The 14404-nt window shown below is 39.2% G+C and carries 15 protein-coding genes and 1 tRNA gene; 11 read left to right on the top strand and 5 right to left on the bottom strand.

Annotated features, from left to right (window positions below; genetic code table 11):
- Nucleotides 1-223 precede the first annotated feature (223 nt).
- Nucleotides 224-883: an outer membrane beta-barrel protein gene (locus NF867_RS06665; RefSeq protein WP_252587023.1), complete on the top strand. Its 660-nt coding sequence runs from the start codon at nucleotides 224-226 to the stop codon at nucleotides 881-883.
- Nucleotides 884-1268: 385 nt separating this feature from the next.
- Here NF867_RS06665 and NF867_RS06660 read toward each other — a convergent pair whose 3' ends face one another.
- From NF867_RS06660 to NF867_RS06645, 4 genes are all read right to left on the bottom strand, one after another.
- The gene (locus tag NF867_RS06660) at nucleotides 1269-1706 is read right to left on the bottom strand and encodes a hypothetical protein (RefSeq protein ID WP_252587022.1); all 438 of its coding nucleotides are present in this window, start codon (nucleotides 1704-1706) and stop codon (nucleotides 1269-1271) included.
- A gap of 442 nt (nucleotides 1707-2148) precedes the next feature.
- Nucleotides 2149-2973, bottom strand: coding sequence for a hypothetical protein (locus tag NF867_RS06655; protein ID WP_252587021.1), 825 nt, complete (start codon nucleotides 2971-2973; stop codon nucleotides 2149-2151).
- Nucleotides 2974-3178: 205 nt separating this feature from the next.
- Nucleotides 3179-3619 carry an Hsp20/alpha crystallin family protein gene (locus NF867_RS06650; protein WP_252587020.1) on the bottom strand — a complete coding sequence of 147 codons (441 nt, stop codon included), beginning with the start codon at nucleotides 3617-3619 and terminating at the stop codon, nucleotides 3179-3181.
- Between the two features lie 473 nt (nucleotides 3620-4092).
- Nucleotides 4093-4166: transfer RNA gene (locus NF867_RS06645), tRNA-Ala, on the bottom strand.
- Between the two features lie 155 nt (nucleotides 4167-4321).
- Here NF867_RS06645 and NF867_RS06640 point away from each other — a divergent pair.
- The 6 genes from NF867_RS06640 to NF867_RS06615 all read left to right on the top strand — a co-directional run bounded on the left by NF867_RS06640 (nucleotide 4322) and on the right by NF867_RS06615 (nucleotide 7800).
- Nucleotides 4322-4645: a low molecular weight protein tyrosine phosphatase family protein gene (locus tag NF867_RS06640; protein WP_252587019.1), complete on the top strand. Its 324-nt coding sequence runs from the start codon at nucleotides 4322-4324 to the stop codon at nucleotides 4643-4645.
- A 115-nt stretch (nucleotides 4646-4760) separates the two neighbouring features.
- Complete coding sequence (locus NF867_RS06635; RefSeq protein ID WP_252587018.1) at nucleotides 4761-5171, top strand: transcriptional regulator; 411 nt, start codon at nucleotides 4761-4763, stop codon at nucleotides 5169-5171.
- Between the two features lie 63 nt (nucleotides 5172-5234).
- Nucleotides 5235-5660: an SRPBCC family protein gene (locus NF867_RS06630; RefSeq protein WP_252587017.1), complete on the top strand. Its 426-nt coding sequence runs from the start codon at nucleotides 5235-5237 to the stop codon at nucleotides 5658-5660.
- Between the two features lie 334 nt (nucleotides 5661-5994).
- Nucleotides 5995-6552 (top strand): dihydrofolate reductase family protein, encoded by a 558-nt coding sequence (locus NF867_RS06625; RefSeq protein ID WP_252587016.1) that lies wholly within the window; start codon nucleotides 5995-5997, stop codon nucleotides 6550-6552.
- A 23-nt stretch (nucleotides 6553-6575) separates the two neighbouring features.
- Complete coding sequence (locus NF867_RS06620) at nucleotides 6576-6971, top strand: DUF7793 family protein (RefSeq protein ID WP_252587015.1); 396 nt, start codon at nucleotides 6576-6578, stop codon at nucleotides 6969-6971.
- A gap of 205 nt (nucleotides 6972-7176) precedes the next feature.
- Complete coding sequence (locus NF867_RS06615) at nucleotides 7177-7800, top strand: dihydrofolate reductase family protein (protein ID WP_252587014.1); 624 nt, start codon at nucleotides 7177-7179, stop codon at nucleotides 7798-7800.
- A gap of 71 nt (nucleotides 7801-7871) precedes the next feature.
- Here NF867_RS06615 and NF867_RS06610 read toward each other — a convergent pair whose 3' ends face one another.
- Entirely contained in the window at nucleotides 7872-8750 is an 879-nt protein-coding gene (locus NF867_RS06610; protein ID WP_252587013.1) for an AraC family transcriptional regulator, read from the bottom strand.
- A gap of 212 nt (nucleotides 8751-8962) precedes the next feature.
- Here NF867_RS06610 and NF867_RS06605 point away from each other — a divergent pair, with 212 nt between their 5' ends.
- From NF867_RS06605 to NF867_RS06590, 4 genes are read left to right on the top strand one after another with little or no spacing between them, the layout of a single operon-like run.
- The gene (locus tag NF867_RS06605) at nucleotides 8963-10087 is read left to right on the top strand and encodes a glycoside hydrolase family 26 protein (protein ID WP_252587012.1); all 1125 of its coding nucleotides are present in this window, start codon (nucleotides 8963-8965) and stop codon (nucleotides 10085-10087) included.
- Nucleotides 10088-10108: 21 nt separating this feature from the next.
- Nucleotides 10109-11986 (top strand): sodium:solute symporter family protein, encoded by a 1878-nt coding sequence (locus NF867_RS06600; protein WP_252587010.1) that lies wholly within the window; start codon nucleotides 10109-10111, stop codon nucleotides 11984-11986.
- An 18-nt stretch (nucleotides 11987-12004) separates the two neighbouring features.
- Complete coding sequence (locus NF867_RS06595; protein WP_252587009.1) at nucleotides 12005-13189, top strand: glycoside hydrolase family 130 protein; 1185 nt, start codon at nucleotides 12005-12007, stop codon at nucleotides 13187-13189.
- Nucleotide 13190: 1 nt separating this feature from the next.
- Entirely contained in the window at nucleotides 13191-14390 is a 1200-nt protein-coding gene (locus tag NF867_RS06590) for an AGE family epimerase/isomerase (protein ID WP_252587007.1), read from the top strand.
- Nucleotides 14391-14404: the final 14 nt, after the last annotated feature.

Raw genomic sequence — 14404 nt, 5'->3', positions numbered from 1 at the left:
ATGCAACTCACCCGAATATCCATAACAAAGGTTCAATTATCAACATCCTATTGAAAAACTGCTTAATGAACGCTCTTAAGCATAGTCGAATTGTCGATCACCCTCATTTGGATGTTTTCATCCTCCTTTATCAATCCTTGAAAATTCAGGTTTGGTCCTCATTTGCTGCTTTCAAATGCTTTCGAATTTGTGTATTTTAAAATATCAAATTTTACTAAGCTCTATGGAAACTCTTAAACTCTACAAATGGTTTTTTACTGTTTTTCTTTTTGCGTTTGCTGGTTCTGTTTATGCTCAAAATGACACTACAGTAACCGCTAAAACAGATACCGCTGTTGCCTCAAAAAAGAAAGAAAAATATCACCGAAATGATGCTTTTATCCTTTATGCAGGTGTTAATTTCAACAATCTTAGTGTATCATCCAATACTTATGAATCTTCCTCAGGAACAGGGTGGCATGCAGGGGTTTCATATAAGCGCGAAGGCTTTTTTTATTGGCAGGTAGGAGCCCGGCTAAGTGATTCACATTATATCCTTTCTAAGTTTAATACTTCTGATACCACTCACGACTCCTTTAATGTCACCAACCTCGATATTCCGTTAACAGTGGGCATCAACTTTTTGCCCATCGCCAAAAGAGTATTTAATGTTCATGCGTTTGTAAGTGCTGTTCCAACTTTTGCATTCAAAGTGGGCGATAATACGCTGGGAATTACCAAAGACAATATCAATACCTTCATTTTATACGGACAAGCAGGGGCAGGGGTAGATGTTTTGTTTTTTGTAATTGATGCGGGCTTTAATTTTGGCTTTAATGACCTAATAAAAGATGCACAAAGTAAACCCAATCAATTTTTTGTAAGCCTTGGTTTTCGGTTTTAGTTCCAGGGAACTTGGAAAAACAAATCCCGCCAAACGATGGAGTTTTAATATGAATATCTGAATTTGAACTGTTGAGCTTCCCTGTTTTTGGTAAGCGCAATTTGCTGTGGAGAAATTTGGAAGTAATACGGAAAAGGAGAACTAATGATTAAAATAATATGAAGCGTCTACTCATTTTAATGCTTTTAGGGCTATTAACAAGCTCTGCAATTTTTGGGCAAATTATCTATAAAAACGGAAAGGATAGCCGCCTTGGTCTTTCGATGTGGACAGGAAAATATGACTCCGATAAAATCAACTGCTTTTATTACTGAAATGAAGTTTAACGTAAATAAAAAAATCCGGGTTATTAATCCCGGATCTCATTTACCTAGTTTCTTAGCTACTACCAAAACGAATCAGTAGTTAGCACTACCACTGTTCCGGGATTTTCCACATTATTATCATCTTCGGCGGTAACAAAAATTCTAACTGGCTTATCCGAGCTTGCTGTTTCAATTGAGGCCTTCTTGGTTTTTGAAAACATGGAACTCGAGCTATTTATATGACCAACGCTTTTGATTCCTTTTTCTGCAGTTTCCATCCATACAATGTAGACTTTCTTAGGAGGTGTTAGCCCCTTAGGTTCTGCTAAATTGACAATATTAATGTCGATCGCATAGTTTCCATTCTTATCCTTTTTTACCTTTACGGTACCTTCAGCGCCAGGTACAACGCTTGATGTGTTAAAAGATACTTTTTTCGATTGTGCAGATGAACTAAAATAAGTCCCTGCCATTAATAAGAACAAGCAAATTGTCAAGCGTAATAATTGAGGTTTCATATTTTTAGTTTTAAAAAAGTAGTTCAACTGTAATTTAATAAAATATTTCAACATTATCATTGAAAGAAGGTAGTTTAACTCTATGATTTGTTTTTGCTAGTTGTCTCATTATAAGGAGAATAGATTGTTGTTTTCTATGGTTTTGATTTAGCGTATTTCCAACCTTTAGTATCCGGGTGATGTGGCATATTTTGCTTGGCTATTGACTTTGGATAAATAGTGTAGGCGTAAAAAGGTGGTGGTAACAAAAAATGTTGTGTGACGGGACTTCGTGGAGAATACTAAAGTTGATCCGTTTGACCTCTTATATGCCATGAAAGCACCTAGTCAGCCTTGTTTTATGGTCCTCAATTTTATTTCAAAATATAAGTAAGTCGGAGTATGCAAAAGGGTACACTTCTTATTTGCTTTTCATGAAAGATAGAAAATGAACTCGCTAACATTAGCTGCCAGATGATTTTTCGATTGATTTGTTGTTTTTCATTCCATCAAACACAGGCTGATAGCCTTTGCCATATAGAAGCTGATAATGCCGTTCGCCAGTGTTTTTCAGTGCGCCCTTTAGTATGTCTGCCATCGAAGTATATTCTTCTTTATCTTCGGGGATGCGTGTACGTCTGATATCAAACAGACTGGCAATATTATGTACTGCTGCATCCATCTGATTATCTTCAATCGTGGCAATCCAGCCTTTTCTTTGCAGTTCCACAAACAATTCCGTCAAATGGCGCAAGCTTCCTTTCCACCTGAGTTTGTAAGTCTGAACTTTTGACTCATTGCCATAGAAGGAAGGAATATCCAATTCGAGGGTTATCATATTGTATACTAATGAGATTGCATCATAGCTATAACTGATTTGACCGTCAATAAAAACAAGTAGGTCAATCTCTTCAAGTTGCTTGACGGTGGCTCCTTCTACGTCAATGTGAACGTTCATTTTTTTTAATTGCGGTAAAACCGTTCTATATTCAGCTATTTTGTTAGATAGCAGGGACTGTAATTGCGCCAGCAAATCGCGGGTTTGCAACAAAAACTCATCTATTTCAGTAAGCTGAAGCTGCAATTCTTTCAGAAAATTTACACGCTCCTTATCTATCGGAATGCCTTTGAGGTGTGCGTACAAATCGGTGTTGAATTGCAGGTAAAGTTTTTGAAGCCAAACTGCATACAGTTTAGGGCTCAGATAACCATTATAGGTAACAACATTTTTTGAAATGTTAATGTCAAAACGCTGCAGCTCGTAAAGAAAATTTTTTATTCCGCTCATGACTTCCCGATTTTTAGAATTATTATTTTGATTTAACTGTTTTGTCTCAGGTGAAATTCTTTCTTTAAACGCTTTTCGTTTTTCCCTGAGCAGAGGAACTAGTTTATTATGATCTTTCTTAGGATTTTTGATTTATATCCCCTCCATTACTGCAAGGCGGCCAACAGGGGGCTGTTGCCTGCCTTGCTGCCAGAAAGGGATAATTTTAAGAAATCTTAATGGTGCGCGGAGCTTTTGCCTTTGCCTGTTCTGATTTCGGAAGCGTTACATGGAGGATACCGTTCTGGTAAACGGCAACCACTTCATCCTGCTTTACATCTTCCGGCAAAGAAAAGGATCGCTTAAAGGAATTGTAAGAAAATTCTCTCCGGGTGAAATGGTTGTTGTTTTCTTCGCTCTGGGTTTCTTTGTGCCCGGAGATAGTCAGCAAACCATTTTCCACCGATACTTCGAAATCTTTTTTATTAAGTCTGGGAGCCGCGACTTCCAACTCATAGTTATCAGGGTTTTCCCTGATATTGACCGCCGGAGTATTTGTTGCGCTTGTTCTTCCCCAATCGAAGTTTGGAAACAAGCTGCTGCTGAAGAAATCGTCCATCCAACCACCACGGGAAGGAGAAGACGGGTTATACTTAACCAGTGTCATAATGACCTCCTTTTTAAAGGGTTAAAGAATAATTTTTTTTCAGAAAACTTGAAATGCAAGTCAAATGCCAGCAGGCTGACGGCTGAAAACTTGGCAAAAAATCTGTCAGATTTTAAGTTGAAAAATGAAATTTTTTCAGCATCAGGAGGATAGGATTGCCGCTAACGTTCCGCCGCTTGCCTTTAGGGCCATTTGCAGTGGTTCTTTTTTGTTAACATAATGAAAATGGTTGATAAGAGATAGGATGAATTTGTTAGCATGGACTGAACGCAAGAGCCCTTGCGAGTTGAGCGAGGTGTCAAAGCAAAGAAGCCCGCTTGGGCGATGGTGCGATATGTTCGCAGAACACAACTTAAAATCCAAAGGATTCTGAGGATGATCCATAAGGTGCACTACCATACTAAAATCCATTAAAAAAGCCTATATCTGTCGTTTGTTAAACTTCAAATATAGGCTCTAAATCAATTTAGTTGTGGAGAATACCGGATTCGAACCGGTGACCCCTTGCCTGCCAGGCAAGTACTCTAGCCAGCTGAGCTAATTCCCCTTTAGCGCCTGCAAAACTAAACGTTCAGATTTATTATCCAAATAATTTTTTAATATTTCGCAGGAAGCCCTTTTGTAAATAACTATTAGAATTAACCCACTCTTTTGTGGTATGACGAAAAGGCTTATTAATTTTAAGCCTTTAATAATTTAATCTTGAACTTACTTTTCATCTGTAGTAAAAATCAATGGCGCAGCCCAACAGCGGAGGCCATCTTTAAAAACCATCCTTATCATCACGCTCAATCGGCTGGAACCGAAAATGGAGCGCGTATAAAAGTGTCGGAAAAACATATTCGCTGGGCTGATCTTATTTTTGTGATGGAGAAAAAGCATAAACAGCGGTTGCAGCAATATTTTCCAATGGTAATTGTCGAAAAGGAAGTGATTATTCTCGACATTCCGGATGATTACCAGTTTATGGATGCGGAACTTATAGAAATGATCAAGGTTTCGGTAAGTCCATATCTTGAGGAATAAACCAGATGTTAGAACTGTTACATTTTTATTCGCAATCGCCCCCCGAAACTGTCGTTTTGCACCATTTCTTATCTGTTTTCTCTGCTTATTTTAGCCTTACAAAAACTAGGGTAAAATGGAAACGGTAAAAATCGATACTGATATTAAGGTAATGTATGTTACGGCAAAGTCATTTCCCGATGGCGTTTTGGCGGCCCATCAAGCCCTGCATTCTAAAATTCCTTTTACTACTCAACGGAAATACTTTGGCATTTCTCGTCCGGAAAACAATCATGGTATTGTTTATCACGCTGCTGCCGAAGAATTAAAACCCGGTGAAGCTGAAGAATTGGGCTACGAAACCCTGGTTCTTAAAAATGGTAATTACATCAGCCAAACGATCACCGATTATATGAAAGACCTTGAAAGTATTGGTCGTACTTTTCAAGAACTATTAAAGCATCCCAATATCGATCCGCAAGGATATTGCGTAGAGTTATATCTGAACGATAAGGATGTAAAATGTATGGTAAGATTGACGGATTAACTGCCCACTAAAATTATCGCCTAGTCCTTTTTATTAAATTTATACATCAATAACACATATATCATGACAATAGAAAACAGAACTAAAGTAACAGTAGAAACCATCGTAAATGCTCCGGTTGAAAAAGTATGGCAGTATTGGATCGGCCCCGAACACATCACTAAATGGAATAGTGCATCTGATGATTGGCATACACCGCATGCCGAAAATGATGTGCGTATAGGAGGTAAGTTTTTGGCACGTATGGAGGCTAAAGACGGGAGTATGGGTTTTGATTTCGGGGGTGTTTATGACGATGTGAAAGAAAATGAACTGATTGTTTATTCGCTGGGCGATGGTCGTCAGGTGGAAGTTAAGTTTGCCGGTAGCGGTAATGAAACGCATGTGACCGAAATTTTTGATGCTGAAACAGAAAATCCGGTTGAGTTACAAAAAAGCGGCTGGCAGGCAATTTTGAATAACTTTAAAAAATATACAGAAGAAAATTAAGTAAAGTACAAAGGGAAAAGTACAAAGTACAAGGGGAAGGAAGATTATAGATTTACGATATTAGAAGTGCAATAACACTCACGCTGTGTGGAGTCAAAGTGTATCTGTCGCAAGCCTTCGACTCCGCTCAGGCTGACCTCATAAACAAGGTTCATAATCTTATTATCGATTGTCATCTTCAGCGAAGTGGAAGCGTATTTCTCGCAAGCCTTCGACTCCGCTCAGGCTGACCTCAAGAAGCAGGTTAAAACTCTGTGAAACTCTGCGTAACCCTTTGGTTTATTAATCCATCATCAACCATGGACTATGGTCTATGATCTATTAACTATTCACTATGGCAAAGCTCAATATTTTCAATTTCATTACGTTGAATGGCTTTTATAAAGGGCCCAACGAAGATATTAACTGGCATAAGCATGGTTCAGAGGAGAATGAGTTTGCCGGTGACATGCTTCAGTTCGACAGCGTTTTATTGTTTGGTCGTGTTACCTATGAAATGATGGCGAGTTACTGGCCAACACCGTTTGCAATGGAGAACGACCCTGTTGTGTCCGAAGGCATGAACAAAGCTGAGAAAATCGTATTCTCTAAAACCCTTAAAAATGCTGCATGGGAGAATACGAAAATATTAAGCGGGGACTTAGTGGAAGAAGTGAAAAGTCTGAAACAAGCATCCTCGAAAAGTCTGACCGTTTTGGGTAGTGGAAGTATTGTATCGCAATTGGCAGAGGCAGGATTGATCGATGAGTATCAGATCATGATCGACCCGGTTGCTATTGGCAATGGAATCCCAATTTTTAATAACGTAAAACATCAGCTCGATCTTAAACTTATCGATACAAAAACCTTTAAAAGTGGGGTGGTGATGCTAACCTATCAACCAATCAATTAACTTTAGCGCTTCATATTTAATCAATGACTGAAATAAAACCACCAACTGATAGAGAAATTATAGAAGGCGAAATCGCCACTTACTGGATGGATGAAGGGATTTTAGTATCGCTTTCAAAAAGTATAAAACGAACGGTGGCCAATATTGGAGGGAACGTAAAGCTAGTTAAAGAAATTACAGGAAATAAGCCGGTTCCTTTATTGATCTACCTTGCTAATTCACCAATGCCGGATAAAGCTACCCGTAAGTTTTCAACCGAAAAACTGCCGGAGATCTATACTGCCATGGCCATGGTTTCAAAACCCGGATTAGCGCTGTTGATTATGAATATCTTATTTAAATTAAAGCAGCCGCCTATTCCGATGAGGAATTTTCAAAACGCAGAAGAAGCGAAAGAATGGTTGAAACAGTATTTATAAAAAAGTGCAAAGTCAAAAGTCAGAAGTACAAGATTAAAAGTACAAAGTACTCTTGTGGCTTTTGTCAAGCCTAGTCGAAGCTCATTTGTTAAAAGCCTTCGACTCCGCTCAGGCTGACTGCATTGTTAAGTATTATAGAATTTGTTGGATAGTCACGCTGAGCGTAGTCGAAGCGTAAAAGTATAACATAATTAACCACTGTATTATGAGCAAGATCTTTGTTAGTGTTGGCGTTTCATTGGATGGCTTTATGGCCGGCTTAAATGGCGGCCCTCAAGCGCCATTAGGCGAAGGCGGATTGGCCATTCATGAATGGGTTTTTAAACAGCAGATTTTTCGACAGCATTTGGGTTTAGGTGATGATGGTGAAACCGGGAAGGATAACGACATTGCCAAAGTAATATTCGAAAGGATAGGAGCTAATATTTTAGGCAAAAATATGTTTGTGGAAGGTGAAGCGAATTGGCCCGAAGATGCCCCTTTTCATTGCCCGGTATTTGTATTAACCCATGAAATCCGTGAACCTTGGGTGCGAAAGGGTGGCACAACTTTCTACTTCGAAAATGATGGAGTTTATAGCGCTCTCGAAAAAGCAAAGGCAGCGGCAGGAGATAAGGATATTCGCATTTCAGGCGGAGCGAACGTTATTCAACAATACTTAAATGCGGGATTGATTGAGGAGTTGATTATTCATCAAGTGCCGTTGTTACTAGGTAAAGGTGTTCGATTATTTGAAAACCTAGATACTGATAAGTTTTCTTTTGAAATTATCGAAGCTATTAATTCTTCGGAAGTAACTCACATACGTTATAAAGTGATTAATAAATAATAGACTCGCAGAGACGCAAATCCGCAGAAAATAGTGATGCTTCTTCGGCCTTTGCGTCTTAGCGAGAGATCTTAGATAAATACCCTCGATCCATTTGTGTAACTGTCTCGGAATTCTTTAGGAGTACAGTTTTTCTTTTTCTTGAAAATCCGGTTGAAGTTTGAAATATTGTTAAAACCACAACGGTAGGCGATTTCGGCTACAGTTTGGGTGCTGTCAATCAGCATGCGAGTGGCATGTCCCAGCCTGATCTCATTTAAACTATCGATAAAGGTATTTCCGGTACGTTTCTTTATAAACCTGCTGAACGAAACTTCAGGCATATTGGCCAGTTTTGAAACTTCTGCTAGCGAAATCTGCTTGCCGTAGTTCACATTCATGTACTCAAATACCTTTTCAATACGGCGACTGTTATAATTAAACTGTTCGTTATTAAAGCTCGCATCAGACAGTGTACGCATATTCCGCGACGAAGAAAGATCGTGCAAAATGGATAAAAGCTCTAGCACTGAATCAAAGCCGTTTTTTTGGTTGAGTGTTAAAATGCGCGTTTTTAAGCGGTCGATGGTTTCTTCTGAGAAAAGAATGCCCTTTTGCGAATGCTCAAACATATTGCGGATCAGGCTCAATTGGTTTCTCCTCATGAACTTGGCGTCAAATAAATCCTTATGGAACTGGATGGTTACCTCCACAATGGCCTGGCTGGTGCATTGGTGTGTAAACCATGCATGCGTTAAATTGGGCCCCACAAATACAAGTTCTGCATCGTTAATCACATCTATATGATCGCCAACAATTCGTTTGGCGCCTTTTGCATTTAATATTAAGTTAAGCTCGTATTCCTCATGGTAATGTAGGGGGAAGTCAAATTCTTTCTTGGTTCTCGAAAAAATGGTAAAGCAATCACTCTGGGTTAACGGTGTAATTTCTCTAGTGATGTTATTATTCATTAGTTGACGATAAATAAATACATAATAGTTTGTGAATATACAGCTATTATTGAGTAAAAAAAGTATTGCTTAAAATAATTGTTAATTAGCATTGTAATAAGCTATTTTGATTTCTTAGTATAATTAAAAGTTAAAATAATATTAATCTTTTAGTTCAAACTAGCTTATGTTTGACATAACCAATTTATTGTTTTCAACCGATTTAGTATTTAATGATTGTGGTAAAAAAAGTATGCGCATTTATTGTGCTGTGTGCAATAGTCAGTAGTGGTTGTTTTGCTCAAAGAAGCAATCAAACAGCAGATAGAAAAGCGAATCCAGAAACCAAAGCTCTTTATACAAATCTTAAGAAACTTGCAGAAAAATATACTTTGTTCGGTCATCAGGACGATTTGGCATATGGTGTTGGATGGAGAAATGAAGAAGGCCGTTCAGATGTGAAAAGTGTAACAGGTACTTATCCGGCTGTTTATGGATGGGACATGGGCCACGTCGAACTGGATAGTTTGAAAGAACTGGACGGCGTTCCCTTCGATCGCTTGCGTCAATTTATTAAAGATGTGTATAAAAGAGGAGGCATTAATACAATTAGCTGGCACACTACCAATCCAATAGATCATAAATCGGCTTGGGATACCACTCAGCATATCGTAACACAAATTATTCCGGGTGGTGCTAAGCACGAGTTATATAAAGCTTACTTAGATAAGGTTGCTGCTTTTGTAGGCAGCCTGAAAACCGACGAAGGCAAGGCTATTCCAATTATCTTCCGTCCATTCCATGAACATACCGGAACCTGGTTCTGGTGGTGCGAAAATGTTAGTACCGTCGACGAATTCAAATCGCTTTGGCGCTTTACGGTTGATTACCTAACTAAAACGAAAGGTTTGCACAACCTGCTTTTTGCCTATTCTTCAGCCGATTTCTCTTCAAAAGAAAAATACCTCGAACGTTACCCGGGCGATGATTACGTAGATGTTTTGGGCTTTGATATTTATTGCTTCGATGATTTACAGGCTTATCAGAAAAAATTGGATGGCCAGTTGAGCTTGTTACAACAAGTTGCTGTGGAGCACAATAAAATTCCGGCTTTAACTGAAACAGGTTATGAGCGTGTTCCTAATTCAACCTGGTGGACGCAAACATTGATGCCTGTATTGGTCAAGTATAATATGGCTTATGTATTGGTGTGGCGAAACGACCGTCCTGCTCATCACTATGCTCCTTATCCGGGTCAGCAAAGTGCTGATGATTTTAAGAAGTTTTATGCTGATCCTAAGATTATTTTCGAGGATAAGCTAACTCCGTTATCGATTTATAAAAACCAAAAACTTTAAAAAAGAATCCAACCAAATTATATGAAACTTCAACTCATTGACGTGGCCATTGTTGTAATGTATTTGATTACAACCGTTTTAATAGGCCTATGGTATCGAAAAAAAGCGAAAGAAAACAAGGATAGCTATTTAATGGGTGGTAAGTCCATGCCGTGGTACAAGCTTGGACTTAGTGATGCTTCGGATATGTTCGACATCAGCGGAACCATGTGGATGGTGAGTTTATGTTTTGTGTATGGTATGAAAAGCATCTGGATTCCATGGCTGTGGCCGGTTTTCAACCAGGTGTTCCTGATGATGTTCCTTTCGAAATGGCTGCGCCGTTCTAATGCCAATACTGGTGCCGAGTGGTTGGCAACACGTTTTGGAGTAACAGATAAAGGAGTAAACCTCTCGCACAAAATAGTAATTGCATTTGCCTTGTTAAGTTGTTTGGGGTTTTTGGCTTACGGCTTTGTGGGCTTAGGAAAATTTGTGGAAATCTTCATTCCCTGGGACTTGGTTAAAGCATATGTTCCCTTTGACGTTGCTCCACAATATGTTCCGCATTTCTACGGAATCATATTCACCCTGTTTGCCATGTTCTATTCCATTTTGGGTGGAATGCACAGCATCGTTTTGGGCGATATGATCAAATACGCCATTATGACGGTTGCATGTATCGCTATCGCAATTATCGCGGTTATCAATTTAAAAGGTCATCAGCTTAATGTTCCTGAAGGATGGTATAGTCCGTTCTTTGGCTCTCACCTTGATTTAGATTGGAGCGGAATTATCGCTGATGTTAACCAAAAGATTAAGAGCGATGGCTTTTCGTTGTTTGGTATTTTCTTCATGATGATGACCTTTAAGGGTGTTTTTGCTGCTTTGGCCGGTCCTGCGCCAAACTACGATATGCAAAAAATCCTTTCAACCCGCTCTCCTGAAGAGGCCAGCAAAATGAGCGGCTTTGTGTCGATTATTTTATTGCCTATCCGTTACTCACTGGTAATTGGCTTAACGGTTTTAGGTTTGCTGTACTATAATCAAATGGACCTTAAAAGTGCCGAAGGTGTGATTGACTTTGAACGTATTTTACCTGCTACTATCAATAATTTCCTGCCGGTTGGCTTAATGGGTTTGGTGTTAACAGGATTATTGGGGGCCTTTATGGGTACATTTAGCGGCACTGTTAATGCTGCACAGGCTTATATCGTTAATGACATTTACCTGAAACACATCAATCCGAAGGCATCTACTCAAAAAATAATCTCCATGAATTATGTGGCAGGTGTGGGTGTAGTAATCGTAGGAGTTACCTTGGGTTTTTTTGCTAAAGATGTGAATAGCGTATTACAGTGGATCGTTTCGGCGCTTTACGGAGGTTATATCGCTTCAAATATTTTGAAATGGTACTGGTGGAGATTTAATGCCAACGGTTTCTTCTGGGGCATGCTTACTGGTATTGTATCTGCCTTGGTATTTACTCGTTTCTTTGAAGGTATTGAGTTCCTTTATTTCTTTCCTGTATTGTTCCTGCTTTCAATGGCTGGTTCTGTTATCGGTTCCTACATGGCTCCGCCAACTAATAGTGAAACATTAAAAAGCTTCTATAAAACTGTTCGTCCCTGGGGTTTCTGGAAACCGGTTCATAACCTGGTAATTGCCGAAGATCCAACATTCGAAGCGAATAAGAACTTCAAGAAAGACATGTTTAATGTAGTGTTGGGTGTAATTGCTCAATTATGCCTAACCATCCTCCCAATGTATCTAGTGTTAATGATGAAAGTGCCTTTGCTGATCACCGTGGCAATATTGGCTGTTATTGTTTTCATTTTGAAGAAAACATGGTGGGATGAATTGGAGAAAGAAACCCGGAAGGTTCAAAATGCTAAAAACGAACCCGCTCTAATAAACTAATACTGAACAACAAACACAATGAAGATAGATTTTGAAAAGAGATTGCAAGAACTGACTGTTGCTCATGAGAAGCTGATCAGTTTGCCGAATGAAGAGGCTGTTTTGGGGAATGGCATCTTCCATCGTTATAAAAATCCAATTCTTACGGCAGGCCACGTTCCGCTTAACTGGAGATATGATCTTAACCCGGAAACAAATCCCTATTTAATGGAACGTATTCAAATGAATGCTGCTTTTAATGCAGGAGCAATCAAATGGAACGGTAAATATTTAATGGTGGTAAGGGTAGAAGGCGCCGACAGAAAATCATTTTTTGCTGTAGCCGAGAGCCCTAATGGAATCGATAATTTCAGATTTTGGGAAAAGCCAATTGTGATGCCTCAAACTGATGAGCCCGATACCAATGTTTACGATATGCGTTTAACAGAGCACGAAGACGGCTGGATCTATGGTTTATTCTGCACCGAACGCCGTGATCCTTCGGCACCTGAAGGTGATCAATCGGCGGCTTTGGCGCAATGTGGTATTGCCCGTACAAAAGATTTTGTAAAATGGGAACGCTTAGCTGACTTAAAAACCAGTTCTCCGCAACAGCGTAACGTGGTGCTTCATCCCGAGTTTGTAAATGGAAAATATGCTCTTTATACCCGTCCGCAGGATAGCTTTATTGAAGCCGGAAAAGGTGGAGGTATTGCTTTCGGATTAAGTGATTCGATGGAGAATGCCGAAGTTTTAACCGAAACTATTCTTGATAAAAAAGTATACCATACCGTTTACGAAGCTAAAAATGGTCAGGGACCGGCTCCAATAAAAACCGAAAAAGGATGGTTGCATTTGGCGCATGGCGTTAGAAATACAGCTGCCGGACTACGTTATGTGCTGTATATGTTTTTAACAGATCTTAATGATTTGGGAAAGGTTACTCATAAACCTGCAGGTTATTTTATAGCCCCTGAAAAAGAAGAGCGTGTGGGTGATGTTTCTAACGTGGTATTTAGCAATGGCTGGATTGCAGACGATAACGGAGAGGTGTTGATTTATTATGCTTCTTCAGATACTCGTATGCATGTAGCAGTAACCACAGTTGATCAACTGTTGGATTATGTAATAAATACTCCGGAAGATGGCTTAACATCAGCAGCATCGGTAAATCAGATCGTGAAATTAATTGATCAAAATAAGCGCATCAAGGTAAATGCATAGCGTGGAGATAGCAGTCGATATATATTATGCTGAGTTAGAGCGAATACTCAACTACTGGAAAACGTATGCCTTTGATAGAGCAAAGGGAAGGTTTTTCGGTAAGGTTGACAATGATAATGTAGCTGACTCATCAGCAGCATTGGGTTCGGTGCTTTATTCACGCATTTTATGGTCGTTTTCAGCTGGTTACAATCTAAACCGAAACCACCATTACCTGCCTTATGCAAAAATTGCATTCGATTATATAGCCAATAAGTTTTGGGATAAAGAGTTTGGAGGTGTTTACTGGACTATTGACGCCAATGAACAACCTGCTGACGATAAAAAGCAAATTTATGCCCTGGCATTTGCCATGTATGGTTGTACCGAATATTATGCTATAACCAAAGATAAAAAGGCACTAGAATTATCAGTTGAGCTTTTCAACCTGATAGAAAAATATAGTTTCGACTCTGAGAAAGGTGGGTATTTAGAAGCTTTTAGTCGTGATTGGGGTAGCGCCGGTGATTTACGATTAAGTGCTAAGGATGAGAATGAGAAAAAAACGATGAATACTCATCTACACATTCTTGAAGCCTATACCAATTTGTATCGGGTTTGGCCAAGTGATAAGGTAGCTGTGCAAATAAAAGGTCTTCTGGAGGTCTTTTTCGATCATGTCATAGACTCAAAAACTGCTCATTTGCTATTGTTTTTTGATGAGAACTGGATTTCTAAAACCAATTTGACATCCTATGGACATGACATCGAAGCTTCATGGTTGCTCTTAGAGGCTGCAGAGGTTTTAGGTGATGAAAAATTAATAGCCAAAACCAAAGAGTTTTCGATAAAAATGGCCGAAGCAGCATCCGAAGGCATGGAGGCTGACGGTAGTATGAACTACGAGTTCGAGCCAGTGGATAATCACTTAGTTCGAGAGAAACACTGGTGGGTGCAGGCAGAAGCTGCGGTAGGTTTTTTAAATGCCTGGCAATTAACCGGTGATGATAAATTTCGTTCCTATTTCGATCAGGTTTGGGAGTTTATTGATCGACATATTCTCGATAAGCAAAAAGGGGAGTGGTATTGGGGAGTGCATTATGACTACACTTTAATGCTTGGAGAAGATAAAGCCGGATTATGGAAATGTCCGTATCATAATAGCCGTGCTTGCATGGAAATTATTAACAGGTTGACGAAATATTATAAAAGTGTTAATTAAGTATGGTGCAGATG

Origin of the sequence: Solitalea agri (assembly GCF_023914155.1) — a bacterium.
GTDB lineage: Bacteria > Bacteroidota > Bacteroidia > Sphingobacteriales > Sphingobacteriaceae > Solitalea > Solitalea agri.
The sequence above is the reverse complement of the archived record's forward strand: the minus strand, read 5'-3'. Positions and strand labels throughout refer to the sequence as shown.

What these genes read in the sequence shown, in the direction of transcription:
- NF867_RS06650 (WP_252587020.1), bottom strand. Translation starts at nt 3,619, where the DNA reads ATGACACTGGTTAAGTATAACCCGTCTTCTCCTTCCCGTGGTGGTTGG.
- NF867_RS06595 (WP_252587009.1), top strand. Translation starts at nt 12,005, where the DNA reads ATGAAGATAGATTTTGAAAAGAGATTGCAAGAACTGACTGTTGCTCAT.
- NF867_RS06660 (WP_252587022.1), bottom strand. Translation starts at nt 1,706, where the DNA reads ATGAAACCTCAATTATTACGCTTGACAATTTGCTTGTTCTTATTAATG.
- NF867_RS06600 (WP_252587010.1), top strand. Translation starts at nt 10,109, where the DNA reads ATGAAACTTCAACTCATTGACGTGGCCATTGTTGTAATGTATTTGATT.
- NF867_RS06605 (WP_252587012.1), top strand. Translation starts at nt 8,963, where the DNA reads ATGATTGTGGTAAAAAAAGTATGCGCATTTATTGTGCTGTGTGCAATA.
- NF867_RS06625 (WP_252587016.1), top strand. Translation starts at nt 5,995, where the DNA reads ATGGCAAAGCTCAATATTTTCAATTTCATTACGTTGAATGGCTTTTAT.
- NF867_RS06655 (WP_252587021.1), bottom strand. Translation starts at nt 2,973, where the DNA reads ATGAGCGGAATAAAAAATTTTCTTTACGAGCTGCAGCGTTTTGACATT.
- NF867_RS06620 (WP_252587015.1), top strand. Translation starts at nt 6,576, where the DNA reads ATGACTGAAATAAAACCACCAACTGATAGAGAAATTATAGAAGGCGAA.
- NF867_RS06665 (WP_252587023.1), top strand. Translation starts at nt 224, where the DNA reads ATGGAAACTCTTAAACTCTACAAATGGTTTTTTACTGTTTTTCTTTTT.
- NF867_RS06630 (WP_252587017.1), top strand. Translation starts at nt 5,235, where the DNA reads ATGACAATAGAAAACAGAACTAAAGTAACAGTAGAAACCATCGTAAAT.
- NF867_RS06615 (WP_252587014.1), top strand. Translation starts at nt 7,177, where the DNA reads ATGAGCAAGATCTTTGTTAGTGTTGGCGTTTCATTGGATGGCTTTATG.
- NF867_RS06610 (WP_252587013.1), bottom strand. Translation starts at nt 8,750, where the DNA reads ATGAATAATAACATCACTAGAGAAATTACACCGTTAACCCAGAGTGAT.
- NF867_RS06635 (WP_252587018.1), top strand. Translation starts at nt 4,761, where the DNA reads ATGGAAACGGTAAAAATCGATACTGATATTAAGGTAATGTATGTTACG.